Here is a 25,381-nt window from a genome sequence, read left to right as displayed (position 1 = left end):
CTTACCCTCCGAAGTTATAGCCACCAGTTGGCGGTGTTTGTGGTTGTTGCGGCGTGTTCGTCGGTGCCGGGAACGGAGACGTCACTGGTGCTTGCTGCTGTGTAGGTTGTTGCGCTTGTTGAACAGGTGGCTGTGGCGCTTGTGGTTGAGCATAATTTGTTGCATTTGCCGCAGCTGCTGGCTCGTTGAAGGTATCAATGCGATTGCTTTGCTTATCCTCGCCAGTTTTGCGATCTTTATAGTCATTGATGATAATTTTAGCAGTACCATGCGAACCGAGGACCATGTTCCAATTCATTTTTACTTTTCCATCAGCGCTTTTAGGGGCACCGATTGATGTAAAGAATTGATTAATTTTCCACTGCATTTTTTTGTAAAGGAATAATTTTTCGGTCAAAGTTGTCTTTTGACCATCAGGCGCTGTGACTTCGATTGTAACGATAGCCATAGGACAGTTTGCAGGAACTTTACTTTCGTAATTTGTAGGCTTTTCATATATGCCACGTTCAAAGTTGACAACTACGAAGGGATAATCACCTGCAGGCAATAGCACAAACGGGCTACCTTCCTCGACTTCATCGTCCCATCCCAAAATTTCCATTTCATCATTTGCGTTCATTGTCATAATTCTTTTCTCCTTTATTAGTAAGCTCTTTTAGCTGTGATTTGGGCATAGATATTGGCCCATTGTGCAACCAGTCCACCTTGAACCAAGTCAGCTGGATAATCTTTGACTGCTACCTCAGGCGGCATAAACCCTTTCTCAACGACAACCGTTTTGACCTCGTCCTCAGTCACACCATTGGCGGTCATAAGTTGGGCTAATTGCGGGTCAATGCCTGGATCAAGCGCAATTGGATCACGGCCAAACTGATTTTGGTTGTCAGATGTATCTGCTACCTCACCGCCACCTGGTGTCCAAGCTCCAGCAACTGGTTCTTGCGGAGTAACCGGAGTAGGTTCAGGCTGTGCGACCGGCGCAGCAGGTTGAAACAGTTGCGCAATGGATGAAAAATCAAACGGTAATTTTTCAGGCAAGTTATGTCGATTTTTCGCATCCCATGCCGGATGGTGCGTGGTAAACATGACACGTTGTCCACCAGTCGCCTTCTTTGATTTCGTTTTTGAATCTGTAACAATCGTTGTTTCATAGTTGGCAAACAAGACCATATCAGACCATTCTTTAAGCAAAGGTGCACACTGTCTTGACAGTTTCAACTGGTAACGGTCATACGCGCCCATTTGGTCAGGCTCTTCTTTTTTCTTTAATTCAGCATGAGCAGTGACTACGACATTGATGCCAGCGTCTGTTAGTTCCGAAAGAAGATTCAACAACTTTCCGAATTCTTCCTTGACCATGGTATAACCTTTACCATAGCCCAAATCTTCGATTGAAGTGATACCGTTTCGAGCAATGATATGTTGATTTGCCAATGTCTCTGCCCAGTCAGCTGTATCAATAATGAGTGTGCTACAAATTCTACTTTGCTTAACGTAGTTCACTTCATCCAGTAACATTTGCCAACTGTTTGGATTATCAAGACGTTGGACGTTCATGTTTGATGTAGACCCTTCTGTGTCGATAAAGACAGGGTTAGGAAACTGTGCTGCGAATGTTGACTTACCAATACCCTCCACACCATACAAGACAACTTTTTGAGCAGTCGCAGTTGGACCGCTTGTGATGTTAAATGCCATTTAATTTCTCCTTAAAATTGATATTTAGGTGCTTCCACTGCTGCTTGAGGCACTTCTTCACTATAACCATCTGTGATAATAATTGAGCACTCATCACCAGTTGAGACACGAGTGGCGATAATTTGTAGTTGTTCTGTCTCAGCCCATTGACCAAACTCAGTTAATGTTTCAAGGTCGAACTGTTCAAGTTTATCTACCAATATAAAGCCGCATTCAGGATTGAGCTTGCGGACAATTGCAGTCGATACTTTCAACTGTTCAGCTCCTGACATGTTATCCCATTTTTGACCGTTATAAAGCAGCTCACCTTCAGCAACGGATAGACCAGGCAATGGTAAGTCAGCATTATCAAGCAGCTTAGTTTTTTCAAGCCTGATACCCTCAATCTCAGTTGTCAGAGCATCGTACTGGTCTTTGTAATTTTGAGCATCTTCATTGGCTTTATCTTTATCAAGATTGGCTCTAACCTTCAAATTAATCTGTTCAACTTGCGCAATATTTCGCTCAAGCTGCTCAGTTGATTCATCATGTAGATCAAGCGTAGACTTTTCAGCAATCTCAAGCTTAGCTTCAATGTCAGCACGTTCGGCAATCAAGCGATCAATCTCAGAATCAAGATTGTCTTTAAGCTGTGCTAACTGGTCACGTTGTGATCTCAGACGGGAATTTTCACCATTCTTGGCCAAGATTGACTGTTGTTGTGTGATAAGCTCAGACACACTCACAAGGTCTTTAGGTGCATCAAGATAATAGACCTGTTCGGCAGCAAACTTTTTCTTCTGGTCAGCAATCTGACCAATCGTAGTTCGCTGGTTATACTTTTCATTTTCTTGTTGTTCAAGCACGGCCAACTGCTCGCCGACTCCGATGATTTGAAGCAACGTTTTAGCCTTTTCTGAGTTATTGGCCTCAATGAATTTAGGCAAGTTGATTGAGAATTCCTCAACGAAGCTATTCAAAAGCTGTTGGCCTGCTTTGTTTCCGCTCGGGTCAATTACCTTCAAGTCGCTATTCTTGCCATCACGACGTATTTCAAGACCATTGTCAAGGACAATATGCAGATTAGGTGGCAATACACTGCCCTCGCGTTGTACTTGGCTAGGTTTGTATTTGTTCCCACCTAATGCCCAAGCAATTGAGTCCAAGATTGAAGTCTTGCCTTGACCATTGCGGCCACCGATTATCGTCAAGCCGTTCGCTGTCGGTTCGAGTTTGACAGCTTTGACACGCTTGACATTTTCTATTTCTAGTTTGTTAATTTTTACCATGTTTTTTCTCCCAGTCATCTTTAAATTTGTCACTTTCAATTAGCGCTACAATGTTTTGCCATAATTCATCAACTGTTAGAGATTTTTGAATGAATTCATCAGCTTGATAGTCAAGCATGCCAAAATCAAGCTGTATCTGTTTTGAAAGCGAAAAGCTGTCACAAGGATTATTGTTACGACTAACAGCTTTGAGTAATAATTCCTTACTCCACTGTCCGCTCCAGTACTTAGCGGTGTATATCATCTCTCAATACCCCCAAACCTGTGTAGCGGTCTCAAACATCTCGTATCGTGCTAATTTCGCTTTAAGCCGTTCATTTTCAGCTTCAAGTTGACCACAGTACAAATCTAGATCTCTGAAAGCTACTCTCATTTGCTTATCCTCAACTTGTAGACGTTTGATTTCACGGCTTTGACCTTCGTTATTTGCCAACAACTTTGCGTGTTGGCTTACTTCAAATTGTGTCATTTGATTCCTTTCTTAAAATATTCAATAACTTCGAATTTATTCCATCTACCCATTTCATCGGGTTTAGGAAAATGCTTTTTAGAGTTGTATCTATATTTTTCATCAAATGGATTGACACTAATGCCAATTAGTTTAGCGGTCTCCTCCCGAGTCATCATTATAGGAAACTGACCCTCTAAAGAAATGAAGTCTTTTACATTTTCAAGTATCATACTTCTAATTTGAGTATTTAACTCAGCCAGCATTTCTTCAAACATAGACACTCCTTTCTGTGCTATAATTAGATATAGTAATTTTTACTGAGCGCTTTCCAGAGCGCTTTTTTGTTACCTGAATTCATCTAAGCTGATATCAAGTGCATCAGCTATCTTGACCATCGAGCTAAAAGAAAGCTCTTTAGATAATCCATTTCTCAATTTTGAGAAGCTCTGTTCGCTTATACCAGTTAACTTTGATAGCTGATAAGTTGTAATTTGCTTTTCATCTAGCATTTTTTTTATTTTATTCCACATTTCTCCCCCGAATACACTATATATAGTGTATTAAACTTTTATTTTTACCAACAAAACACAACATATTGTGTTTTTGAACTTGAATACTTACTATCGGTTTAATATAATTAATATATGAATGAAATACCGCGGCAGCTGTTTTTATTCACAATAATCATGGAAAGGAGAATGCGATATGGTAAATAAACCCGGAGAAAAACCACCTGGTGGGACTTATGAACAAGTAGGTCCGCGAGGTGGGAAAACAACACACGCGCCAATTCACCACAAGCCTGGTAAACCATTACCACCAACCGATAAACCCGGTCAAGGCTGGAAAAAATCTTAATCTTTCCAAGGCGTATCTAAAACGATGCGTCTTTTTGCTATGCAAAAGCGCCATTTAAATAGATTGATCTGAATCCAAGATTCCACACGATTTTCAATTTTTCCGTTAGGCATCTCAGCCCCATAATTAGTAATGTAGTGATGTAACATAATTTTTTATTTCCTTTCTAGCGCAGCTTGAAATCATCAATGATTTTCAAGATAATTTTATGAGCCTGAGGTGTGCGAAGACGTCCGCTTAAAGTGTCAATCATGACATTTTTAGCAACATCATACTTTGCTGCCAAACTCATTTTTTCAATTCCATTTGTGGTAATGAACTCATTTACCAAGTTCAAACCATGGTCATCAACTGGCATATTATGCCTCCTTTCTAGCTCATCAGGGCTTTTTTATTTCTCAACTCAACTAAGCGAGGGCACTTTTATGGCTATTGCCAACCTCTTGACATCTCGTGTTGGGTAGTCATTATCACGCCCAAGAGATATCTATATTATTGAGTTAAGATTTTGTATAAGAAAAAGTTAGTTTTTTAGCATATTATCTATTGACTTTTGTTGTCTAATAGCCTACAATATAAGCATAGTTAAAACACCTAAATAAGGCTTTATAAACATTCTTGGCGGGACGTTCAAAGTGCTTTTTATAGGTCTATTTATATACTTAATTAATAACTTTATCTTACAAAAATAATTATAGCTTATTAGCCTACATTTGTCAACTATTTTGTAGCCAATAACCAATATTTATTTTTCTTGTACTTTTTGAAAGGTAGAATAAATGAATTTGTACGAAAGAATACAAGAGCTAGCAAAGTCTAAAAACATCTCTATTAGGCAACTGGAAGAGAAACTTGGCTTGGCAAATGCTACCATCAGAAGATGGGGAATTCAAAATCCAGGCATTGACAAAGTACAAGCTGTTGCAAAATTCTTTCATGTAAGTGTAGATTATCTATTAGGTAATGAAGAAATTGAGCACCCTCAATTCTCTCCTGAGCTTCTTGACGCTATCGATAATGCTGAAGGTTTTTCTGGACAACCCTTGGATGACCATGATAAAGAAATCATAAAAGGGCTTTTAGCAGCCTACATCGCAGGAAAGAATAAATAATTTAGGAGAATATATGGACTATCACGATATTTTGCGTGAGACAGGTATAGTCTTAATATGGGCTCCTGAATTACATGATAAGGGTTTGTATGTGCCCTATGCTGAAGAATGTGGCTCTGATAATGGTATTATCTTTGTAGATTCTACACTCAGTGAAGATGAAACAGAATGTGCCATACTGCATGAATGTGGTCATAAAATAAAAGGGCATACTCTTTCAAAACTGAGTGCACCACAATTACATATTATTAACGAAGCTAAAGCTAACCGTTTCATGATTAGCTGCAAGGCTAAAGATTATTTAGAGGAAATAGATTACCACATCTACTATTACACTCCTGAAAGATTCCTGACAAGATTTAAACTGTCGGTAGAAAAATTCTACGACATGGCTGAACAGGAAATGGAAAAGATAGCTTTTGAGTATAGAACTCAATTAATATATTAAAGTAAAAAACATTGTGCAAAACTGATCCACGTAAAAAGCTGTCTTGAAAGGGTAATTATGGAGATTGAAAAAATCAAAGATGATTTAAAGACTCTCGGAAAACGTGTATCTGAACTTAGTGGAAACATAACAAATGAAGAGCAAACAAAAAATGCGTTTATAATGCCATTTTTCCAAGCTTTGGGTTACGATATATTCAATCCACTCGAGTTTGTTCCAGAATTTACTGCAGATGTCGGAATTAAAAAAGGTGAAAAAGTAGATTATGCTGTCGTCACTGATGGTAAACCTCAAATTTTAATTGAGTGCAAATCAGTATCAGAAAGATTAACAAAACACGACTCGCAACTTTTCCGATATTTTGGCACAACTAATTCTAAATTTGCCATATTAACAAACGGGAAAGAGTATCGGTTCTTCACAGACTTGGATGAAGCGAATAAGATGGATTCTACACCTTTTTTGACAGTAGATATTGAAAATATCAGAGATAATCAATTTTCAGAAATAATAAAATTCCATAAAAATAATTTTGATATAGATAAAATTGTATCATCTGCATCAGAATTGAAATACCTTAACATACTCAAGACGTTTCTATCTGAAAACTTAACAGAGCCAACGGACTCATTTTTAAGCTATCTTGTTTCAGAGATTTATGATGGCAGAAAAACTCAAGCAATTCTTGATAGTTTTAAACCTATTATCACAAAAGGATTTAATCAATTTATTTCTGAAAAAGTTAATGAAAAGTTGAGCGCTGCATTAAACACTAATGGTGCATCATCCGAAATTGAATCTGATAATGAATTAGAAACAATAGAAGACCATTCATCCGACATAGTCACGACTCCTGAAGAACTTGAAGCTTATACAGTTGTCAAAATGCTACTCCAAGACGTTATTACACCAGATAGAATTTTCTATCGAGACAACAGAAGTTATTTTAATATAATTGTAGACAACAAGATAACTAAATGGGTATTGCGCTTTATTGTCAAACCTAGTAAAACGAGTATTGAAGTAAGAGATTGTGGGACTTTTGAAATAGATTCTCCACTCGACATTTCAAAATATACTGTAGAACTTCATGAAGCTGTTGCTAAATTTTTATAAAACATATAATTGAAACAAAAAAGCGCCACTCACCACCTCGGCCAAAAGATTGTGAGTAACGCTTACCAAAATATAGTAAACAATACTGGAATACAGTAGGTTTTACTATACCCATTTTACCATAGATTTAGGAGATTTAATGGCATATTTCAGAAAAAGAAACAATAATACATGGGAGTATAGAATCTCTTATAAAGATTCGACTGGTAATAACAAAATAAAATCAAAAAGTGGGTTTAAAACAAAAGCTGAAGCTAAACAATTTGCACTTGAAGCAGAACTTATGCTTTCCTACGATACAATGACCGATAAAAATGTACTAATTTCTGATTTCTTTGATAGATGGGCAGAAATTCATAAACGACCGCATATATCTGAAGTGACTTGGCAAAAGTATAAGCAGACAAAGAAGCATATTGAAATGTATATGCCAAACATAAAAATAATTGATATTACCGCAACATATTATCAGGAGGTACTCAATCAGTTTGGCCAGAAATACTCACAGGAAACTATAGAGAATTTTCACTATCATATTAAATCAGCGATGAAGATAGCCGTACACGAAAAAATAATAGATGAAAATTTCGCAGATTTTGCAAAAGCTAAATCACAAAAGCAGCCACGATCTGTAGAAGATAAATTTCTACAAGAAGATGAATACCTGTCACTGATCAATGAGACTGAGAATAATATCAAATATAAGAGTTACTTTGCCTTATATTTGATTGCAGTCACTGGTTTACGCTTTGCTGAAGCCTTAGGCCTAACATGGGATGATATCGACTGGGAAGCTAATATCATATCAATTAACAAGACCTGGAACTATTCAATCACAAATGACTGGGCAGATACGAAAAATGAAGCATCTAAAAGAAAAGTACCAATATCAAATAAAACTTTGGACCTCTTAAGAGACTATCAAAGTAACTTTTGGGAATACAACGAATGCAATCGGATTATTTTTGGAGTATCCAATGCAGCATGTAATAAAACCCTCAAAAGGTTGACAGGCAAAAATGTACATCCTCACTCTTTAAGACACACTTATGCATCATTTTTAATTTTAAAAGGTATTGACCTAATTTCCATATCAAAAATTTTAGGTCATGAAAATCTCAACATCACTTTAAAAGTATATGCGCATCAGCTTAAAAAACTCGAAAATAAAAACTTCAAAATGGTAAATAGTATCTTTAACGGTTTATGACCTAAATTGGACCTAAATCGGACCTAAATTTAAAAACTTTATATGACTTTGTATGACTGCATAAAAGATAAAAACCGCACTGTTATGCGGTTTTTACGTTCATGTAAAATCATTAAAAGTATTCTAAAAGGCGGTAGACGGATTTGAACCGACGATCAAGCTTTTGCAGAGCCGTGCCTTACCACTTGGCTATACCGCCACAACCATTCCATTATATAATAGAATGGTAGGTTTTGTCAAGATAGGAATAACTAATTTCCATATCATTTTTTTGTATTTAGTTGGTGATGGTTAACTCATTACCTGTTTTTTGGACGCCCTCAGGCATAGTCCAATCAGCATTGTCCGTCGTTGAGGCTAGATAGGTCATCATTTCACGATAAACATCGAGTGCTAAGTAGAGTTTTGCTCCCCAGACTGGTGTCATGCGATTATCATAGCCTGACCATACCGCCATTGCATAATGAGGTGTATAGCCGACAAAGTTTTCATCTGGTGCAAGTGAGCTACCGTCATAAGGACCATCTATATTTTCAAAAGCTTGATCATACTGGGTATCATCATAGTTTGATGTTCCAGTTTTACCAGCTTGATTGAGGCCTGGAATAATCCCGTTGGTCATCGTACCATTTGTAATCACACCTTTGAGGATGTCTGTCATCACATAAGCTGTCGATGCTTTCATCGCACGTTTTCGCTCAGGTTTCATGATTGTTTCTTTACCCTCTGCATCAACAATTTTAGTGACATAGTAAGGTGTCGTATAAATGCCACCCGCACTAAACGCCGCATAGGTAGCAGCCATTTTTTCTGAGCTTGCACCAAATTGGCTGCCCTCACCAATATTGTTACTTGAGATGGCATTTGAATATTGCATATTAGGATATTTAATGCCAAGATTTTCAAGAAAGGCTTGTGATTTATCAAGACCGACAGCTGCTAATGTTTTGACCGCTGGGATATTTCTTGACCCCCAAACTGCTTTACGCACGGTGATATTCCCTTGATAGAGCTTATCCCAGTCATAAACTGGTGTGTTGCTACCATCTGGATAGACATACCAGGTATCTCCGATAATATCTCCCGTTGATTTATAAACACCATACTCAAAAGCAGGCGCATAATCTGTTGGTGGTTTCATCGTTGATCCCCAATCTCGATTGGTCTCAACAGCTTGGTTCAAGCCAAATGTCACATCAGTCGGTTGTTTACGTCCACCAAGTTGCGCAATGACCGCGCCAGAATTAACATCAACTATTGTCGAGGCAACTTGGAAAAGATCATCTGGAAAATGCACATATTGATCTGTATTAAAGATATCCCAAAGTCTTTGTTGTGCTGCATTATCTAATGGTGTATAGATTTTAAGACCCGCTTTATTGACATCCAAACCAGTCTTATCTTCTACTTCTAAAATAACTTGTTTGATGTAGTTATCCAGATAACTTGGAATTGATTTGCTAGTTGACGGCGCTTGTAGACCATCGGTGATTGGTTCAGCGATAGCCTGATCCATTTGTTTTTTCGAAATTTTTTTGTAGCGGTACATGGCACGTAGCACCATATCGCGACGTTCTTTTGCTGCTTCCGGATGGGCATAAGGATCGTAGGAATTAGGGGCCTGTGGCATACCAGCAAGCAGGGCAATTTGCGCCAAATCCAGAGACTTTAAGTCTTTACCAAAATAGTTCTTAGCCGCTGTCAACATCCCGTAATAACCATTACCTAAGTAGGTTTTGTTAATGTAGTAGGTGATGATTTCTTCTTTAGTGTTCTGGCGTTCAAGGTTTACCGCCATCCAAGCTTCTTGCGCTTTACGTTTAATCGTCGCATCTTTAGCTTTAGTTGAGAAGAAAGATAGCTTAATCAGCTGCTGAGTCAAGGTAGAACCACCTTGCGTGTTATCATTTTGCGTGTTATGAATAACAGATGAAATAATCCGAATCGGGTCAACACCACGGTGCTGGAAAAAGCGGTGATCTTCGATTGAGGTAACCGCATCAACCAACTCCAATGGAATGTCTTTTGTGTCGGCTAGTTCACGTTTTTCAATCCCCAAGTCGACTAACACTTGACCATCTTTGTCATAGATGACAGATGATGGTTTTGATTGTAACTTAGACTCTTCCAGTTTTGGCGCATCTTTGGCATAATAAACAAACAACCCAACACCAGCTACGAAGCCGAGAATAATGAGCATGAAAACCGAGATGAGACACCATTTGGCAACTCTGATGACGCGTAAATTCATTTTTCGTTTACTTTTTCGTAGATTAGAAATGTGAGTCACCTCCTATAAGTTTTTGGATACAGTCGAGATAAGGAATGCTAGGCAATTGATTGGTTGGAAGTTCATACCCTTTGGTTTCGATAAATGCTAATGCAATTGATTTTTGGCCTTCTTTTTCTTTGAAAAAGGGGATTAAGTCGCTTGCTTTAAGCAAAAAAGTTCTTGATAGAGCAGAAAAGTGGAGCAAGACAAAGGCAATCCCCTCTTGCTTTAGAACATTTTCCATGTGCACAATTTGATGCTCATGAAAATTTTTGAGCGGAAAACTTGTCTTATTCTGTGTTTCTTTGGCCTCAAAATCAAGGTAATGTCCTTGATAAACGCCAGAATAATCGGTTGTTGAGGCTTGACGAAAATAAGCTTCCGTAATCTTGGCGCGACTTCGCTTGGGATAATCCACTTTAACAATCTGAACTGGCGTTGGTTTCTTATGAATCACTGCCAAACCATGCATTAAATAATACGCATTTGTGGCATTGATTTCAGCCTCGAAATTCATCCCGCGCTTGCCAAATTTAACCGTTTTTAGTTGTTTAATTTGCTGTTTACGTGCAATCGCAACACCACCAGGATATTTGACCATGACTTTCCCTTCAATACTAACTCTAACTGATATTGATTCGCTAGGTTTGACCTCTTAGTGACTAATACAAAAGGCCTTTCTTACTCGCTTTTAATAAAATACAGTTATCATTAGTTTACAGTATTATAGTAGAATATACAAGCATATTGCAGTATTAAGCCTTAAATATAGCGTTTACATCACTTAACTACAGCAAAAAGATTTTCATAGCAAAATCTTTTTGCTGTAGTTGTTGCCTTATATTACGTTATAATAAATCATAGCACAATTTAGAAACGGATACATAAAAAACATGAAAACATTGCTCATCGTTGGCTATAATGCTTTTGACTTAGGGATTTTTGACGAAAAAGATATGAAATTAAAGGTGATTAAGAGAGCCATTCGCAAAAATTTGGAATCTTTTGCTGCAGATGGTCTAGAATGGTTGATTTTTAGTGGCCATTTAGGCTTTGAATACTGGGTGCTTGAAGTTGCTAATGAAATGAAAGAAGATTACGATTTTAAATTTGCGACCATCTTCCCTTTTAAAACACACGGTCAAAATTGGAATGAGGGTAACCAAGCCAAATTAGCCTTGTTTAAGCAAGTTGACTTTGTTCAATATGCCTACGATGCCTATCAAAATGCAGGTCAATTTCGAGAATATCATCACTTTTTAATCAGCAATGCGAATGGTGCCTTTGTGTTTTACGATGAAGAAAACGAAACCAAATTGAAGTATTTAGTCGCGCAATTAAATCAAGCAGACAATTTCCCCGTCCGTATGTTACGATTTGATGCCTTGCAAGATATTGCTGATGAAATGGCAGATGAGATGAATCAAGATTAATATCAAAAAAACCACGAGACAAGCGTTAAAAAACACGTTTGTCTTATGATTTTTACTATTATATTTGGTTTAGCGATGCAAAATTGTCAACACTCATTACCAAATTTTAACCCGCTCACTCGGTTCCCGCCACATGCCGTCACCTGATTTGATGTCAAATGTTTCAAAAAATTCATCCAAATTGCTAGCCTGCACATTGGCACGGAGTTTGCCAGGAGCATGAACATCCATTGACAACAACATTTGTTGGTATTCTTCTGAAGCTTTGAGGCGCCAGATTTCTCCCCACTGGGTGAAAAAGGCTTTCAAATCTGCGTCAGGTTCTCTGAGTGCTGCGGTCATGGCAGCTGTCAATCCGCCGGCATCGGCGATATTCTCTGAAACGACCAGTTTACCATTGACCTTGCCGCCAGCAATTTCTAAGCCGTCAAACTCAGCAATCATCAACTCTTGCTTGTCTTCGAAGGCTTTGAAATCCTCATCCGACCACCAGTTATTCATATTGCCAAATTCGTCAAAAAGGGCACCATTATTATCAAAGGCATGAGAGATTTCGTGGGCGATTACCGCACCGATGCCACCGTAATTTTGACTAGTCGTCTGCTCTGTTGCTGAGTAAAAGGGCTTTTGCAAAATGGCAGCAGGAAAGACGATAGTGTTGCTATCTGGGCTAAAGTAGGCATTGACCATGTGCGCTGGCATGTGCCACTCAGTCTTATCAACGTCTTCATTGAATTTCGCATAATGATGATGACTACGTGCAACATCAAAGCGGGCAATGTTGCTATATAGGCTATCATGAGACACGGTAAATTGCTGATAAATTTCTGGTAATTTATCAGGGAAACCGATAAATACTGTCATGGCATCGAGCTTTTGGATAGCTTTATCAATCGTCGCACGACTCAACCAAGTATTTTTATCCAGACGCTCCTGATAGACTTTAATCATTTCAGACGTCATCCGTTTCACATCGGCCTTGGCTGCTTCACCAAAATATTTGTGACCATAATATAGGCCAACAGCCTGCGAATACTGACTCGTCGCTAAATCAAAAGCATGTTTTTCTTGACTACGTGCCTCAGATGTACCCGATAATTTGCGTGAAAACTCAGAACCTAAAATTCGCATATCATCAGACAGATAATAAGTTGAACTTCTGATAAGTTTAACCAACATCCAAGATTTAATCAGCTCAAAATTGTCCGCATTAACAATCTTATCGAAGTTTTCATAGAAACGTTTTTCATAAACGACAACCTTTTCAGGTAATTTGCCAATTAAAGTGTCGATAATTTGGGCAAATGGGACAGACTTGATGTGCGACGTGAACTCACTGATAGCAATAGGATGATAAAGTTCAGCATACTTAGCCCATTCTTCTGATGTATTAACATACTGGGCTAAAATAGCATCGAATTTAACTGTATTTTCAGCTTGTTGCTGTGCCTCATTTTCTGAAAAACCAAAATCACGTAAAATCGCAACTGTATTGCTCACATAAAAGTCAAGCAACTCAGCCTTACGTGGGTGTTCATCCGCATAGTACGTCGTATCAGGCAAAATCAAGCCTGCACCAGAGAATGTCAAGGCATAGTGCACGGCATCTTTCATATCAGTATCAACTGACAAACCGAACGGTACAGGCACTTGCGAATTTAAAATCAAATTCGCAAATTGATTTGTCAAATCATCAAAATCTGAAATGGCTGAGATTTTTTCCAACTCAGGTTTAACAGGGTCAGTCCCAAACTCAAAACGCTCGATAAAATCTCCTGCTTTTTTGTAGAATTTTGCAAACTCAGTCATGACAGGTTCATCATATTCATGAATCGTTGAAAAATCGTGCATTAACGTTTTTTCGTTGTTAATCACAAGTTCATCAAAGGCTGCAATTCGTGGTCGGTCTGACGGAATTTCCGTTTTTTCCAACCACTCAGCGTTAACTGCTTCAAATAAATCATCCTGAATTCTAACCATTCTTAAACCCACTTTCTAAGATGTCAATGACACGCAACATTTGTACATCCGTTATCAACTTGTCTGCACCATTGACCAGAGTCTCGTAAGCCGCATCGTAAATTCGACCGTAATCCCCTATTTCAGACGGGATATATTTTTCAATTCGGTCGCCATTTTGATTAAGATAAATCAAACGCCCATAAGCTTGTGGACTATCTTCGCCAAAACCTGTCGTACCTGGCATAATGCCTGCTTTCAGGTCATTTTCTTGTTGATCAACGTCTTGCTTGATAAAAGTCCCTTTCGTTCCTTGAATCAACCATTTAGGATAGGGAACCAATGCCGATTCCGTCGCATGGACACTTGCTTTGAGTTGATTAGGATAAAATAAATCCACGGCAAAATGGTCATCGACTGTACTCAAAGGCTGGCGAGTACTTCTAATATCGTACTGCACCTTTTCAGGGCTACCAAATAGACTGACCATTTGGTCCACTAAGTGAACACCATGACCATAAAAAGCACCATTGAAGTCCGACCCTGTAACGACTGTATCATCAGCTCGGAAATGATCCATGTGAACCTGAATATCAATCACGCGCCCCAGATAACCCGTCTCAATCACTTTTTTAACTGTTAAAAAATCACTATCAAACCGCCGATTTTGGAAAGGCATGAAAAAGAGATTAGCAGCATTGGCAAGTGATACAAGTTCTTGCATCTCAGATAATTTTTCAACTGCTGGCTTATCTAACAAGACATTTTTACCTGCTTGTAACAGTTGCTTAGCTAAGGTAAAATGCGACTGTGCGGGTGTTACGACAACAACCAAATCAATCGTCTTGTCAGCAATAATATCCTGAATATCTGTTGAAAAAAGGGTTCCTGTTTTTTCCAAAGCAAGTTGTGCCTCAGGATTTTTCATCAAAGTAGGTGTTACAACACGAGCAATCTCAAAATTATTTCGTATTTTCAAATAAGGTATGTGGTAACGATTTGTCGACTTACCAAAGCCAACATAAGCAATTTTCAATTTTTTCATGTCTATATTTTAACATAATCATGAAACAAAAGTGGTACTTTAAATTCTATCAAGAAATAACCATCTGAACAGCACAAGCAATTAATTTTCTAATTTGATGACAATTCGATTTTGGGAGGGGTCTTCAATCACTAGTCCTGTATCCATCTTAGTACGTAGTTGACCTAGACTTTCCGCCTTTGTTTTAATTTGCGCCATATAGAGTGGATTCGTCACATATACTGTAAAGTCCAGTAATCCCAACACCCCATTTTGTGCATGGCTGACTAGATTTGACCCTGCCCAACTATTGAAAGCAAAATGATGATGATACCCCCCTGATGAAATCCAACTCGCAGCTGGCACCGCAAATTTTTCAGTCATGTCAAATACGTTCTGGTAAAAACTAGTAGCCTCTGGTACTGACGCAACGCTCAAATGAATATGACCCATTTTACCTTTTTCAGGAAAGCGAAATGCACTATTTTGATTCTGCTGATGCGCACTCTCAAGTACGCCAGCGACATCTAATTCCTCAGTAATTGAATTGATTTTATCACCTTGCTTATCCCAAACAGATTCACTTTTATCATGATAGACCTCAATGCCATTACCTTCTGTATCTTCTAAATAAATAGCCTCACTGTAGCCATGATTAGCACCACCAATAATTGCTATTTGATGCTTGATTAAGTGATTAAGAAAATCACCTAAATCTGAGCGAGACGGTAAAAGCAAGGCCAAATGATATAAACCATAAGCCTTTGGTGACTCTGAATCAATTTGCACAAGGCGAACTAAAGCATCTTGAGTAGATAAAACACCTAGTGTAGCACTTGTACTATCTCTATCTAAAACATCTAATCCCAAAACTTTTTGATAATATTGAACTTCAGCCTCTAAATCATTAACATTCAGGCTAACTGCGCCCAATCTGATATTTGATTGATATGGATACATGGTCATCTCTTTTCTATAAATCATGATTGTTTTGTCTACACTTGTAAACTTAAAGTTATTATAACGAGTTTTATCTTGATAAACAAGTAAAGTAACTTACATTTCCAATCTTTAAAACATCAAAAAAAGCGCCGTAGCACTTTAGATTAATTTTTCTTTATGAAACTGTTCTACGACCTGTTTGCCATCATTGAGTTTTTCCCAGATGACGACTTCTCCTGCTTTCAGAGATTTTTGAACATCAATAATTCGCTGATTACTTGAACCACGGAATTGTAACAAGAGATTTTTCTTAGAAAGGTCAAAACGACCGTCAACTAAGATGTCAATATTGGCTAACAACTCGAGTTTGTCTGGCGTTTCTAACATGAGTTCGTCCCAAGTATAGCCAGTCCATGACCAGATATCCTTGTTAGGTAACTCAGACTTGATTCTTTTCACAAGCGGTAAAACCGTGCCAGTGTTAAGGAATGGCTCGCCACCAAGCAAGGTCAACCCTTGTACATAAGATAGAGCCATGTCTGCCATGATGCGCTCTTCCAACTCAGGCGTATAAGGGACACCAAATCTAAAGTTCCAAGTCGCCTCATTATAGCACCCCTCACAATGAAAAGGACAGCCACTCACATAGAGGCTATTGCGTACACCCTCGCCGTCAACAAAATTGAGCGGTTTATAATCTGCAATATAACCTTGAGATAACTCTTCAGCTCGCCATTCTTGTGGTTTGGGATTGTTCATTTTTTGCCTGATTTCTTCTTATTGAGATACTGTGCTTTAATCGCTTCAAGTTTCAATTGCTTATCGGATTTTCCGATATTTTTTTCATGAAATTTTTGGACACTTTGCTGTCCTTTATTGTCTAATTGATATTTACCCATTTTATTACCTCATACTAACTTATACTCATCTTAAATGTGCAATTTCCGTCGGATAGCTGTGCCTTTTGTACCGAATAGTTTTTCTAAATACCCTAGTTTCGCTGCCATGACTAAGTAAACAGCGAATCCAAAGCCACCCGATACAACTGTTTCCAGCAGAACATGGTCAGGTAGTAGCCATTTCACCAGGCTCACGACAACAGCCATGATAAAGGTCATCGTCGCAATGCCTAAGAACCCACGGAACGTCACCTTGACCGAAAATTCAGAGACTTGCTGCACTTTGCGCAAGAAAAGGTAAACCCCGACACCAAAAGCAATTGTCGTTGCAATCATAGGGCCGTAAGCCTCGTAAAGCAAGATTGCCGGTACTTGAATCACCAACTTGATGACGAGCGTCAAACCAAAGTACCGCATCGCAATACGACTATGGTGCAAGGCTTGTAGCATCGGTGATAACAAGGCATAGCTTGCAAGAAGGAAACTCTGTAGAAAAGCAAAAACAAACAAATTGAGCTGGAGTTGGCTTGGCGACACATAGAAAATCGTGTAGATGTCGCGCGCGAGGATACTCATCCCCACAACTGCTGGTAGCATAAAAATAGCAAACAGTTGGAGACTGTAGCTAATTAGATGCGCTGTCTCTTTTTTGTCACCCTTGACATAGGCTGAGGTGACTAAAGGAATACTCACACCACCCAGAGTCGTTGCCACACCAATCAAAACCATGGTCAATTTATCTGTATTGGCAGAAAAGTAAGAGAAGAAAATCGCCAACTGAGCATCTGTATAGTTAGCAATCATCCGCATCACGTGTGGGAAAGTCGTTTGGTCAATTAGTTTAAAGATTTGAATCGCAGAACCAATCACGATAAACGGAATCGCCTGCGTCAAGGTTTGCGTGAGTAGACTCACCGCATTAATCTGATGTTTAGACGGCCCAGGATTAGCAATATTTGCAATGTCGCCTTGTTTCATCAAAGATAAAATCAAAACAACAGAACTTGCAATCATCCCGATAAAGGCGGCAGTTGTTGACTGCGTTACCGCTGCTACCCAATCACCTGAACCAAGTTTCATGATAGTAAAGGCTGTCACTAACATCCAGATGACACGAACAATCTGTTCAAACAACTGACTGAGTGCATAGGGTTTCATATTGCTCAACCCTTGGAAATAACCCCGAATGACTGACATCGCCGGAAAAACAAGGACGGCCAAGGACAAACTCTTCATGACCGGAATTAAATCCTTGCCACCACCTGATAGTGCCGCAAAAAACGGTGCAAGCAGGTACATCATTCCAGCAAAAAACGCCCCTAAAATCACCATGAAAGCCAACATTTGACGCACCAAACGATAAGACATATTCCTGTCCCCTAGCGCGTTATACTTCGCCACTTCCCGAGAAATGGCAACTGGAATACCAGCCGTCGAAATCAAAAGGAAGAGAGCGTAGACATTATAGCCCATGGAAAACAGCGCATTCGCCTGGTCACCATGACTGCCCATCCACGCATACCAAGGAATAATATAAACAGCACCTAAGATTTTCGACAGAAAATCACCAGCCGTCATCCAAAAAGTACCCGCTAGCATTTTATTCTGATGATTTTCTGAGTTAGAAATCTCTTCTTCTATGAACTCTGCATTTTCCATTTTAGATAGCCACCCTTAAAAATCATCCTTACGATAACCCATTGCTTGGATATCAATTTTTTTGTCGCGCCAGTTAGACTTAATTTTTACCCAAGTTTCGAGGTAAACTTTATCGCCTAGCATGACTTCAATATCACGTCTTGCCATTTTACCGACCTTACGAATCATGTCGCCACCTTTACCGAGAATAATCCCTTTTTGACTCTTGCGTTCAACATAAATCGTCGCCATGATATGGATTTTCCCTGTATCCTCATCGCGTTTCATTGAGTCAACAGTAACAGCGATTGAATGCGGCACCTCTTCACGTGTCAAAATCAAGACTTTTTCACGAATCATCTCCCCAACCAGAAAACGCTCAGGGTGATCCGTAATCATATCATCTGGGAAGTATTTAAAGCCTTCTTCGAGATTACTTTTCAGAATTTCAAGAAGTTTTTCTGTATTATTCCCTTCAAGAGCAGAAATCGGCACAACTTCTTTAAAGTCCATTTGTGTACGGAAATCATCGATTTGTGCCAAAAGTTGGTCTGGATGCACTTTATCAATTTTATTGACCACCAAAATAACAGGCACATTGGCTTGCTTCAAGCGCTCAATAATCATATTATCACCCTTACCACGCGGCTCGTCAGCTGGCACCATGAATAAAACAGTATCCACTTCACGCAAAGTTGAATAGGCAGACTCAACCATATAATCACCCAAAGCATTGTGTGGTTTGTGAATGCCAGGCGTATCAATGAAAACAATTTGTTCATTTTCTGTTGTATAAATGCCTTGTATTTTATTACGTGTCGTTTGTGCCTTATCACTCATGATGGCAATTTTTTGCCCCATGACGTGGTTAAGTAAAGTTGATTTCCCAACGTTAGGGCGACCGATGATGGAAACGAATCCTGATTTAAATGTCATATTTTTTCTTTCTTTTGAGGTAATCTTGACATATACTTGACTGCGTATATTTGTCAACGACTGAATTTATTTTTACTAACTATCCAAGATTGGACAGACTTATTTTATTATAACATAAAAAGCCGTTGCCGACTTTTCAATTTTATGACGTGAGTTACTTCACACTCGTCTTATTTATCACCTTTATTACGAATCACGAAACCAGGTTTCTTTTCAGTCGCTTTAGGATGAACTTTTTGTTTATCTTTTTTGTAGTAATCTTTTTTGTTGCGGTCATCACGGTCACGACCACCACCACGTTTGTCACGGTTGTAACCACCGCCACCACGACGATCATTACGACCACGGCCACGATTGCCACCACGGCTGCCGCCTTTACCACCTTCACCGTTAAATGGTAATGGTTTTTCAGCAGCGATTTCTACTTTAGGACGTGTATCAGGATCATTAACTTTGGCTTGCAACAAGAGTGAAACTAAAAGTTTCGCATCGTATTCAGCAAGTAAGTTTTCAGCATCTTGATCAAATTTATCTAATTTAGCTGAAATTTTTGGATCAGTTAAATCACGTTTGATTTCATCGAAAGCAACAGCGAGGCTAGCTTGGTAAGCTTCTTCGCGTGTTGGTGGCTTCATGCCTTTCATTTCTTTCTTAGTCAAACGTTCAATCGCACGTAAGTAACCCATTTCATTGTTAGACACGAAAGTGATTGACAAACCAGATTTACCAGCACGACCAGTACGGCCGATACGGTGAACATATGATTCTTGGTCTTGTGTGATATCGTAGTTATAAACGTGAGTTACACCAGAGATATCCAACCCACGTGCCGCAACGTCAGTTGCAACTAGAACGTCAAGGTTATCATTTTTGAAATCGCGCAAGACAGCCAAACGTTTTTGTTGTGCCAAGTCGCCATGAATCCCCTCAGCACGGTAGCCGAGTAATTTCAAACCACGTGTGATTTCATCAACACGACGTTTCGTCCGACCAAAAACAATTGCCAACTCAGGTTTTTGCACATCAATCAAACGTGTCAAGACATCGAATTTCTCGAATTCTTTTGTTTTAACATAGTATTGATCAATCAAGTCAGATGTCATTTCTTTCGAAACGATTTTAACGTGTTGTGGGTCTTTCATGAATTTCACGCCGATTTTCTTGATAGCATCAGGCATTGTCGCTGAGAACAAGAGTGTTTGGCGTTCAGCTGGTGTCGCTTTGATGATGAATTCAAGGTCATCAATAAAGCCCATATTCAACATTTCATCTGCTTCATCAAGAATCAATGTTTCGATGTCGCCAAGTTGCAAGGCACGACGTTTGATCAAGTCAACCATACGACCTGGTGTGCCGACAACGACATGTGCACCAGATTTAAGCGCTTTGATTTGCTTATCAATGCTTGCACCACCAAAAACTGAACGTACTTTGACCCCTTTATCACGTCCAAAGCGGAAAAGTTCTTCTTGTGATTGTACTGCTAATTCACGTGTCGGTGCAATCACAATTGCTTGCAATCCACCGTTAACGTCGATTTTGTTCAAGGTTGGTAGACCAAAGGCAGCTGTTTTACCGGTACCTGTTTGGGCTTGACCAATCACATCTTTGCCATCAAGGGCGAGCATGATTGTTTGTTCCTGAATTGGTGTTGGTGTTTCGTAGCCAGCTTTAACGATGGCTGATAGGATGTCTTCTGACAATCCGAGTTCTGTAAATTTCAAGTGTTTCTCCATTCATATAGAAGTGGAGTTTTCGGTTATTTTTTCTAGTTTTCTGTGTGAAGATGCAAGTGTGTCACATCTTCGATAGTTCGTGATGCCTTCAAAATGAGACAACCACAACTATCAATATATAAAAACTTGTCTGCATTTCAAGCAAACAAGCTCAAAACGCTAAATACAATAGATAACTTAAGACTTTATCAGTCTAAATTCAAACGTTGTCTATCAATCCAAATACTCCATTGGGTGACGGTTGCCCCAATTGGACAACTTAATCAGTATAGCACAATTTTGAAGTAAATGATAGGGATGAACTCAAGAATACGTTTTCAGGATAAATAAGATATTCAATATGATTCGACAGATAAAGAATTTTCTTCTATTATTGGTTACAAATTGTGCAAAAAAATGCCGACGCAAAGCATCGACATTTCATTTATTGACTATCTCTCAACAAATGGTGTATCACTCAAGACTACATCTGGATATTTATCCGCAAACCAGCGTTCTGCAAATTGATTTTCAAACAAGAACAAAGGATTATCGAAGCGGTCTTTAGCCAAAATATTACGTGAGCTAGACATGCGTTCATCCAAATCTTCTGGTTTAATCCAACGCACGGTCTTTTTCCCCATTGGTGTCATGATGACTTCGGCATTGTACTCACCCACCATGCGATGTTGGAACACCTCAAACTGAAGTTGACCGACAGCACCCAGCATATACTCACCTGTCTGGTAATTTTTATAAAGTTGAATTGCGCCCTCTTGTACCAACTGCTCAATTCCTTTATGGAAAGATTTTTGTTTCATGACATTTTTAGCTGAAACTTTCATGAAAAGTTCCGGTGTAAACGTTGGCAGTGGCTCAAATTCTACCTTGAGCGCGCCCGTTGTCAGCGTATCGCCAACCTGGTAAGTACCTGTATCATAAACCCCGATAATGTCACCTGCCACGGCATTTTCCACGTTCTCACGGGCCTCCGCCATAAACTGCGTCACATTACTCAGCTTAACCGCTTTACCAGTCCGTGCCAGCTTGACCGACATGCCCCGCTCAAACTCACCTGAAATAATCCGGACAAAGGCAATGCGGTCACGATGGCGCGGGTCCATGTTGGCTTGAATTTTAAAAACGAAACCTGAAAACTCTGGGATCGTAGGCAATATGATCTCATCAGTTGTTGTCTTGTGCCCTTGCGGCTCTGGTGCGTAAGCTAAAAAGGCATCTAGGAAAGTCTGCACGCCAAAATTAGTCAAGGCTGAACCAAAGAAGACGGGGGTCAATTCGCCACGTAGCACTTCTTCAGCATCGAAAGGATTGCCCGCCTCAGTCATCAGCTCAATATCTTCTTTTGCCTGCTGATAGAATGGATTTTGCGCAAATACTTGGTCACCCTGTTCAAAATCAACAAAGCGCGTGTCCCCACGATAAAGTTCCAACCGTTTGTTGGTCATGTCATAAAGACCTTCAAAGTTTTTACCCATACCGATTGGCCAGTTCATCGGCGTTGAGAGAATGCCCAAGACATCTTCAAGTTCCGCCAACAAATCAAGTGGTTCACGACCGTCACGGTCAAGTTTATTGATAAAGGTAAAGACTGGAATGCCTCGTTGTTTGACAACTTGGAAAAGTTTTTTGGTTTGTGCCTCAATACCCTTGGCACTGTCAATCACCATGACTGCTGCATCTACCGCCATCAGAGTCCGGTAAGTATCTTCTGAAAAGTCCTCATGTCCTGGTGTGTCTAGAATGTTGACGCGCTTGCCAGCATAGTCAAACTGCATGACAGATGAGGTCACCGAAATACCCCGTTGTTTTTCAATATCCATCCAGTCAGATTTGGCGAAATGACCTGTTTTCTTACCTTTAACAGTTCCCGCCTCACGAATTTCACCACCAAAATAGAGCAACTGCTCAGTAATTGTCGTTTTACCAGCATCCGGGTGACTGATGATAGCAAAAGTGCGTCTACGTTTAATATCTGTTTCTAATGTCATGATTCTTCCTTTAAGTATGTATATCAACTCTTGTCATGTCTAACTTGACATCTAGTTTACAACATAATAGTTACCTCAATTTTTACTCAATTATTACTATTATAGCACATTTCTAAAAGTCCTTTTGTAATAAATTGTCATATTCGTCATTAAAAATTCACGCATCTATCATATTAAGGCTAAAATTATCTGATAGAATAAAGAACATGAAAACTTATAACAGCAACACACACAACACACCAGCAAAACTGTCGATTAAAGCAGTAGCACTTCTAGCTGGCTTACTTTTTACTAGCAGCCTATTCGTGACAAACCAATCAGCTAGCGCTGACCAAATCACTTACACCGTTCAATCCGGTGATACACTTTCAAGCATTGCAGAAAAATTCTATCATGACCAAACGCATATCCAAACGATTGCTGCAGCTAACAAAATAAACAACATCAGCCTGATATACGTCGGACAAGAACTCAAATTCGATACAAATGCTAAGGCAGATAGTAAAGCATCCGCTACTACAAGTACAGCGACTAGCTCACCTGCAGCTACCCCAGTCGCAGCTGTTACACAACCTGCAGTAAGCATTTCAACCAGCAACGGTTTTACCGCAAACTCAGCCAAAGAGGCCATCGCCATGACCGAATCTGGGGGCTCTTACACGGCGCAAAACGGGCAATACTACGGCCGTTACCAACTGACATCGTCTTATCTCGGTGGTGACTTCTCGCCAGCTAACCAGGAACGTGTCGCAGACGCTTATGTCGCTGGACGCTATGGTTCATGGGAGGCTGCTTGGCAGTTCCATCTTGTCAATGGTTGGTATTGATTGAACAAGAATTGAAAACTTAATTAGTAAAAGCGTTTGAGGGCGCTTTTTTTTGTTGTGTCATCTACTATTATGTATTGCATAATAGTATTTTTTTTGTTACGATTATGTTAGACATCATAGTAAAGGAAGTGGTCATTATCAACTATATCAATGAAAGTCAACTTCGAAAAGGCATTGTTGAGGGTTTTCTACTCATGATTATCGGACAATCTGTTGACCTGTACGGTTACGAAATTTCACAGAAATTCGCTGATATCGGAGTTGACGATGTGTCTATGGGGACAATTTATCCGATACTTACTAAGTTTGAGAAAAACGATTGGGTCATAACAGAAATCCGAAAATCTGACGAAGGTCCAAGCCGCAAATATTATGCTTTATCAGCAGAGGGAAAATTAGCACAAGCAGATTTTATTTCAAGATTTGCCACATATATTAACATTTTTGAAAGTTTGAGGTAGAAAATGACCTATCAACCATATATAAAGCAATTAAAAACCGATACAATTACCGTCCTAAATAGTTTAAGCAAAGAAAATCAAGCCTTTGTTAGAAATTTGATGTTTTCAATGTATGGGGGCAATATTTTTAAAGATGAAACAGCACTTGGCCTTAAACTAAATGAAATCATCAATGATTTTGCCCAAGCTGAACAAGATGGTCTGTCAGCTGAAGACTTTTTCGGTCATCAGCCTAAAAAGGCAAGTCAAGAAATTCTAGCTGCCATTCCTAATAAAAAAGTTAGCGATGTCATCAAAGATAATCTGTTGCTGTCTGGTATCACTTTTCTCTTTGTTGCCTTTCTATCAAGTATCAGTATACGCAGTTTTGATGGTGTTAACCATGCTTATTTTTCAATTTTATCTACAGTTTTGACACCTATGCTTATTGCTTTGTTAATCTATTTTGTTTTTAAAACCATCAGTTTTACCGCATTTGCTAAAGATTTTTTTAAAATAATTATCCTATCTTGCTTATCCTTTATCACACTCTATCTCATCGTCTTTCTATTTAAAAATCCTATTCACTGGCTGAGTTTTCAAGTTCCGATGTTGTTGAGTGACTGCCAACTGATTGCCGTAGTACTTTACCTGATAAGCATGATGATCATCACCATTTTAACAATTCGTAAAAGTAGCAAATAATCGTCCTGTCATCCTAATATTTTGTCAGCAAATATCCTATCGTGGCATTAGTTAAAGCATAACAAACATATTTAACAAAAAAACGCCGTTCTGGCGTTTTTTGTCTACTTTTTCTGACGATATAACTTCAAACTGTAAATCTTCATTCACTTGCATTAGGGACAAACGACATTTTCAAATCGTCACTTGTCTTATTTTTTGATTTTTTATCAGAAGATTTACTACCACAAGCTGCCAATGCTGCAACGAGACCACGGGTCAATCCTTTTTTCATGAAAATGAATACTCCTCAATATTTTTTGCAATCTAAGTATCAAAGATAATTGTCTGATAGTTGACTATTTCTCTGTTATTTAATACTTTTGTCTTTTGGGTCCCCTTTTTTAACTATTTCTTTTAATATTTTTCGAACAATTTG

29 protein-coding genes and 1 tRNA gene are annotated in these 25,381 nt (G+C 39.0%); 9 read left to right on the top strand and 21 right to left on the bottom strand.

Features of this window, described 5'->3' with window-relative positions:
* Window position 1: 1 nt before the first annotated feature.
* The 7 genes from RR45_RS02050 to RR45_RS02020 form a co-directional block, all read right to left on the bottom strand.
* Window positions 2-625, bottom strand: coding sequence for a hypothetical protein (locus RR45_RS02050; RefSeq protein WP_072353453.1), 624 nt, complete (start codon window positions 623-625; stop codon window positions 2-4).
* 17 nt (window positions 626-642) lie between these two features.
* Window positions 643-1,698 (bottom strand): ATP-binding protein, encoded by a 1,056-nt coding sequence (locus RR45_RS02045; protein WP_031366579.1) that lies wholly within the window; start codon window positions 1,696-1,698, stop codon window positions 643-645.
* An 11-nt stretch (window positions 1,699-1,709) separates the two neighbouring features.
* Window positions 1,710-2,966 (bottom strand): AAA family ATPase, encoded by a 1,257-nt coding sequence (locus RR45_RS02040; RefSeq protein WP_031366578.1) that lies wholly within the window; start codon window positions 2,964-2,966, stop codon window positions 1,710-1,712.
* Window positions 2,953-3,210 (bottom strand): hypothetical protein, encoded by a 258-nt coding sequence (locus RR45_RS02035; RefSeq protein ID WP_031366577.1) that lies wholly within the window; start codon window positions 3,208-3,210, stop codon window positions 2,953-2,955. Before RR45_RS02035 ends, RR45_RS02040 begins: the two co-directional genes overlap by 14 nt.
* Window positions 3,211-3,213: 3 nt before the next feature.
* Window positions 3,214-3,435: a hypothetical protein gene (locus tag RR45_RS02030; protein WP_031366576.1), complete on the bottom strand. Its 222-nt coding sequence runs from the start codon at window positions 3,433-3,435 to the stop codon at window positions 3,214-3,216.
* Entirely contained in the window at window positions 3,432-3,692 is a 261-nt protein-coding gene (locus tag RR45_RS02025) for a hypothetical protein (protein ID WP_031366575.1), read from the bottom strand. The genes RR45_RS02030 and RR45_RS02025 overlap by 4 nt, the downstream gene beginning before the upstream one ends.
* 69 nt (window positions 3,693-3,761) lie before the next feature.
* A complete protein-coding gene (locus RR45_RS02020) occupies window positions 3,762-3,947 on the bottom strand; it encodes a helix-turn-helix domain-containing protein (RefSeq protein WP_031366574.1) in 186 nt (61 codons plus the stop codon).
* A 175-nt stretch (window positions 3,948-4,122) separates the two neighbouring features.
* Here RR45_RS02020 and RR45_RS02015 point away from each other — a divergent pair, with 175 nt between their 5' ends.
* Window positions 4,123-4,275 carry a YjzC family protein gene (locus RR45_RS02015; protein WP_096823130.1) on the top strand — a complete coding sequence of 51 codons (153 nt, stop codon included), beginning with the start codon at window positions 4,123-4,125 and terminating at the stop codon, window positions 4,273-4,275.
* A gap of 166 nt (window positions 4,276-4,441) precedes the next feature.
* Here RR45_RS02015 and RR45_RS02010 read toward each other — a convergent pair whose 3' ends face one another.
* Window positions 4,442-4,633 carry a hypothetical protein gene (locus RR45_RS02010; RefSeq protein WP_031366573.1) on the bottom strand — a complete coding sequence of 64 codons (192 nt, stop codon included), beginning with the start codon at window positions 4,631-4,633 and terminating at the stop codon, window positions 4,442-4,444.
* Window positions 4,634-5,054: 421 nt separating this feature from the next.
* Between RR45_RS02010 and RR45_RS02005 the strand changes: the two genes are divergently transcribed.
* From RR45_RS02005 to RR45_RS01990, 4 genes are all read left to right on the top strand, one after another.
* Window positions 5,055-5,387 carry a helix-turn-helix domain-containing protein gene (locus RR45_RS02005; protein WP_031366572.1) on the top strand — a complete coding sequence of 111 codons (333 nt, stop codon included), beginning with the start codon at window positions 5,055-5,057 and terminating at the stop codon, window positions 5,385-5,387.
* Between the two features lie 13 nt (window positions 5,388-5,400).
* Window positions 5,401-5,835, top strand: coding sequence for an ImmA/IrrE family metallo-endopeptidase (locus RR45_RS02000; protein ID WP_031366571.1), 435 nt, complete (start codon window positions 5,401-5,403; stop codon window positions 5,833-5,835).
* Between the two features lie 57 nt (window positions 5,836-5,892).
* Window positions 5,893-6,951 carry a type I restriction endonuclease gene (locus RR45_RS01995; RefSeq protein ID WP_031366570.1) on the top strand — a complete coding sequence of 353 codons (1,059 nt, stop codon included), beginning with the start codon at window positions 5,893-5,895 and terminating at the stop codon, window positions 6,949-6,951.
* Window positions 6,952-7,090: 139 nt separating this feature from the next.
* Window positions 7,091-8,161 carry a tyrosine-type recombinase/integrase gene (locus tag RR45_RS01990; RefSeq protein WP_031366569.1) on the top strand — a complete coding sequence of 357 codons (1,071 nt, stop codon included), beginning with the start codon at window positions 7,091-7,093 and terminating at the stop codon, window positions 8,159-8,161.
* Window positions 8,162-8,289: 128 nt separating this feature from the next.
* Here RR45_RS01990 and RR45_RS01985 read toward each other — a convergent pair.
* The 3 genes from RR45_RS01985 to recU all read right to left on the bottom strand — a co-directional run bounded on the left by RR45_RS01985 (window position 8,290) and on the right by recU (window position 11,034).
* A tRNA-Cys gene (locus RR45_RS01985) sits at window positions 8,290-8,360 on the bottom strand.
* Window positions 8,361-8,438: 78 nt separating this feature from the next.
* Complete coding sequence (locus tag RR45_RS01980; RefSeq protein ID WP_072353452.1) at window positions 8,439-10,412, bottom strand: PBP1A family penicillin-binding protein; 1,974 nt, start codon at window positions 10,410-10,412, stop codon at window positions 8,439-8,441.
* Window positions 10,413-10,434: 22 nt separating this feature from the next.
* Entirely contained in the window at window positions 10,435-11,034 is a 600-nt protein-coding gene (gene recU / locus RR45_RS01975; RefSeq protein ID WP_031366567.1) for a Holliday junction resolvase RecU, read from the bottom strand.
* A gap of 292 nt (window positions 11,035-11,326) precedes the next feature.
* On the opposite strand from recU, the gene RR45_RS01970 reads away from it, so the two are divergent.
* Window positions 11,327-11,866: an SLOG family protein gene (locus RR45_RS01970; protein WP_031366566.1), complete on the top strand. Its 540-nt coding sequence runs from the start codon at window positions 11,327-11,329 to the stop codon at window positions 11,864-11,866.
* 96 nt (window positions 11,867-11,962) lie between these two features.
* Here the strand turns inward: RR45_RS01970 and pepO are convergent, their stop codons facing one another.
* The 9 genes from pepO to RR45_RS01930 all read right to left on the bottom strand — a co-directional run bounded on the left by pepO (window position 11,963) and on the right by RR45_RS01930 (window position 22,988).
* Window positions 11,963-13,846 carry an endopeptidase PepO gene (gene pepO / locus RR45_RS01965; protein ID WP_031366565.1) on the bottom strand — a complete coding sequence of 628 codons (1,884 nt, stop codon included), beginning with the start codon at window positions 13,844-13,846 and terminating at the stop codon, window positions 11,963-11,965.
* Window positions 13,839-14,870, bottom strand: a complete 1,032-nt coding sequence (locus tag RR45_RS01960) for a Gfo/Idh/MocA family oxidoreductase (RefSeq protein WP_031366564.1) — start codon at window positions 14,868-14,870, stop codon at window positions 13,839-13,841. The genes pepO and RR45_RS01960 overlap by 8 nt, the downstream gene beginning before the upstream one ends.
* Before the next feature lie 81 nt (window positions 14,871-14,951).
* The gene (locus RR45_RS01955) at window positions 14,952-15,833 is read right to left on the bottom strand and encodes a VOC family protein (RefSeq protein WP_244148281.1); all 882 of its coding nucleotides are present in this window, start codon (window positions 15,831-15,833) and stop codon (window positions 14,952-14,954) included.
* Between the two features lie 117 nt (window positions 15,834-15,950).
* A complete protein-coding gene (gene nrdG / locus RR45_RS01950) occupies window positions 15,951-16,550 on the bottom strand; it encodes an anaerobic ribonucleoside-triphosphate reductase activating protein (RefSeq protein ID WP_031366562.1) in 600 nt (199 codons plus the stop codon).
* Window positions 16,547-16,690, bottom strand: a complete 144-nt coding sequence (locus tag RR45_RS11125) for a hypothetical protein (RefSeq protein ID WP_003138887.1) — start codon at window positions 16,688-16,690, stop codon at window positions 16,547-16,549. The genes nrdG and RR45_RS11125 overlap by 4 nt, the downstream gene beginning before the upstream one ends.
* Before the next feature lie 30 nt (window positions 16,691-16,720).
* On the bottom strand, window positions 16,721-18,349 hold the full coding sequence (locus tag RR45_RS01945; protein WP_031366561.1) for a putative polysaccharide biosynthesis protein: 1,629 nt from the start codon (window positions 18,347-18,349) through the stop codon (window positions 16,721-16,723).
* Window positions 18,350-18,364: 15 nt separating this feature from the next.
* A complete protein-coding gene (gene era / locus RR45_RS01940) occupies window positions 18,365-19,264 on the bottom strand; it encodes a GTPase Era (protein WP_031366560.1) in 900 nt (299 codons plus the stop codon).
* A gap of 170 nt (window positions 19,265-19,434) precedes the next feature.
* Window positions 19,435-20,988, bottom strand: a complete 1,554-nt coding sequence (gene cshA / locus RR45_RS01935) for a degradosome RNA helicase CshA (RefSeq protein ID WP_031366559.1) — start codon at window positions 20,986-20,988, stop codon at window positions 19,435-19,437.
* Window positions 20,989-21,431: 443 nt separating this feature from the next.
* On the bottom strand, window positions 21,432-22,988 hold the full coding sequence (locus RR45_RS01930) for a peptide chain release factor 3 (protein ID WP_031366558.1): 1,557 nt from the start codon (window positions 22,986-22,988) through the stop codon (window positions 21,432-21,434).
* A gap of 206 nt (window positions 22,989-23,194) precedes the next feature.
* On the opposite strand from RR45_RS01930, the gene apf reads away from it, so the two are divergent.
* From apf to RR45_RS01915, 3 genes are all read left to right on the top strand, one after another.
* Window positions 23,195-23,815, top strand: coding sequence for an aggregation-promoting factor (gene apf, locus RR45_RS01925; RefSeq protein ID WP_072353451.1), 621 nt, complete (start codon window positions 23,195-23,197; stop codon window positions 23,813-23,815).
* A 107-nt stretch (window positions 23,816-23,922) separates the two neighbouring features.
* Entirely contained in the window at window positions 23,923-24,279 is a 357-nt protein-coding gene (locus RR45_RS01920) for a PadR family transcriptional regulator (protein WP_084463403.1), read from the top strand.
* A 3-nt stretch (window positions 24,280-24,282) separates the two neighbouring features.
* Window positions 24,283-24,963 carry a DUF1129 domain-containing protein gene (locus tag RR45_RS01915; protein ID WP_031366555.1) on the top strand — a complete coding sequence of 227 codons (681 nt, stop codon included), beginning with the start codon at window positions 24,283-24,285 and terminating at the stop codon, window positions 24,961-24,963.
* A gap of 142 nt (window positions 24,964-25,105) precedes the next feature.
* Here the strand turns inward: RR45_RS01915 and RR45_RS11495 are convergent, their stop codons facing one another.
* Window positions 25,106-25,237, bottom strand: a complete 132-nt coding sequence (locus RR45_RS11495; RefSeq protein WP_279625289.1) for a hypothetical protein — start codon at window positions 25,235-25,237, stop codon at window positions 25,106-25,108.
* Window positions 25,238-25,381 lie beyond the last annotated feature (144 nt).

The sequence above is a fragment of the Pseudolactococcus chungangensis CAU 28 = DSM 22330 genome, assembly GCF_002441885.1.
In the GTDB taxonomy this organism is placed as follows: Bacteria; Bacillota; Bacilli; order Lactobacillales; family Streptococcaceae; genus Pseudolactococcus; species Pseudolactococcus chungangensis.
The sequence above is the reverse complement of the archived record's forward strand: the minus strand, read 5'-3'. Positions and strand labels throughout refer to the sequence as shown.

Coding starts and splice junctions, on each gene's coding strand:
- RR45_RS02040 (WP_031366578.1), bottom strand. CDS start 2,966: ATGGTAAAAATTAACAAACTAGAAATAGAAAATGTCAAGCGTGTCAAA.
- pepO (WP_031366565.1), bottom strand. CDS start 13,846: ATGGTTAGAATTCAGGATGATTTATTTGAAGCAGTTAACGCTGAGTGG.
- recU (WP_031366567.1), bottom strand. CDS start 11,034: ATGGTCAAATATCCTGGTGGTGTTGCGATTGCACGTAAACAGCAAATT.
- RR45_RS01920 (WP_084463403.1), top strand. CDS start 23,923: ATGTTAGACATCATAGTAAAGGAAGTGGTCATTATCAACTATATCAAT.
- RR45_RS02000 (WP_031366571.1), top strand. CDS start 5,401: ATGGACTATCACGATATTTTGCGTGAGACAGGTATAGTCTTAATATGG.
- RR45_RS01930 (WP_031366558.1), bottom strand. CDS start 22,988: ATGACATTAGAAACAGATATTAAACGTAGACGCACTTTTGCTATCATC.
- RR45_RS01980 (WP_072353452.1), bottom strand. CDS start 10,412: ATGAATTTACGCGTCATCAGAGTTGCCAAATGGTGTCTCATCTCGGTT.
- RR45_RS02045 (WP_031366579.1), bottom strand. CDS start 1,698: ATGGCATTTAACATCACAAGCGGTCCAACTGCGACTGCTCAAAAAGTT.
- RR45_RS01990 (WP_031366569.1), top strand. CDS start 7,091: ATGGCATATTTCAGAAAAAGAAACAATAATACATGGGAGTATAGAATC.
- RR45_RS01995 (WP_031366570.1), top strand. CDS start 5,893: ATGGAGATTGAAAAAATCAAAGATGATTTAAAGACTCTCGGAAAACGT.
- RR45_RS02005 (WP_031366572.1), top strand. CDS start 5,055: ATGAATTTGTACGAAAGAATACAAGAGCTAGCAAAGTCTAAAAACATC.
- RR45_RS02035 (WP_031366577.1), bottom strand. CDS start 3,210: ATGATATACACCGCTAAGTACTGGAGCGGACAGTGGAGTAAGGAATTA.
- RR45_RS02015 (WP_096823130.1), top strand. CDS start 4,123: ATGGTAAATAAACCCGGAGAAAAACCACCTGGTGGGACTTATGAACAA.
- era (WP_031366560.1), bottom strand. CDS start 19,264: ATGACATTTAAATCAGGATTCGTTTCCATCATCGGTCGCCCTAACGTT.
- RR45_RS02020 (WP_031366574.1), bottom strand. CDS start 3,947: ATGTGGAATAAAATAAAAAAAATGCTAGATGAAAAGCAAATTACAACT.
- RR45_RS01970 (WP_031366566.1), top strand. CDS start 11,327: ATGAAAACATTGCTCATCGTTGGCTATAATGCTTTTGACTTAGGGATT.
- apf (WP_072353451.1), top strand. CDS start 23,195: ATGAAAACTTATAACAGCAACACACACAACACACCAGCAAAACTGTCG.
- RR45_RS11495 (WP_279625289.1), bottom strand. CDS start 25,237: ATGAAAAAAGGATTGACCCGTGGTCTCGTTGCAGCATTGGCAGCTTGT.
- RR45_RS01915 (WP_031366555.1), top strand. CDS start 24,283: ATGACCTATCAACCATATATAAAGCAATTAAAAACCGATACAATTACC.
- RR45_RS02025 (WP_031366575.1), bottom strand. CDS start 3,692: ATGTTTGAAGAAATGCTGGCTGAGTTAAATACTCAAATTAGAAGTATG.
- RR45_RS01955 (WP_244148281.1), bottom strand. CDS start 15,833: ATGATTTATAGAAAAGAGATGACCATGTATCCATATCAATCAAATATC.
- RR45_RS11125 (WP_003138887.1), bottom strand. CDS start 16,690: ATGGGTAAATATCAATTAGACAATAAAGGACAGCAAAGTGTCCAAAAA.
- RR45_RS02010 (WP_031366573.1), bottom strand. CDS start 4,633: ATGCCAGTTGATGACCATGGTTTGAACTTGGTAAATGAGTTCATTACC.
- RR45_RS02050 (WP_072353453.1), bottom strand. CDS start 625: ATGACAATGAACGCAAATGATGAAATGGAAATTTTGGGATGGGACGAT.
- nrdG (WP_031366562.1), bottom strand. CDS start 16,550: ATGAACAATCCCAAACCACAAGAATGGCGAGCTGAAGAGTTATCTCAA.
- RR45_RS02030 (WP_031366576.1), bottom strand. CDS start 3,435: ATGACACAATTTGAAGTAAGCCAACACGCAAAGTTGTTGGCAAATAAC.
- RR45_RS01945 (WP_031366561.1), bottom strand. CDS start 18,349: ATGGAAAATGCAGAGTTCATAGAAGAAGAGATTTCTAACTCAGAAAAT.
- RR45_RS01960 (WP_031366564.1), bottom strand. CDS start 14,870: ATGAAAAAATTGAAAATTGCTTATGTTGGCTTTGGTAAGTCGACAAAT.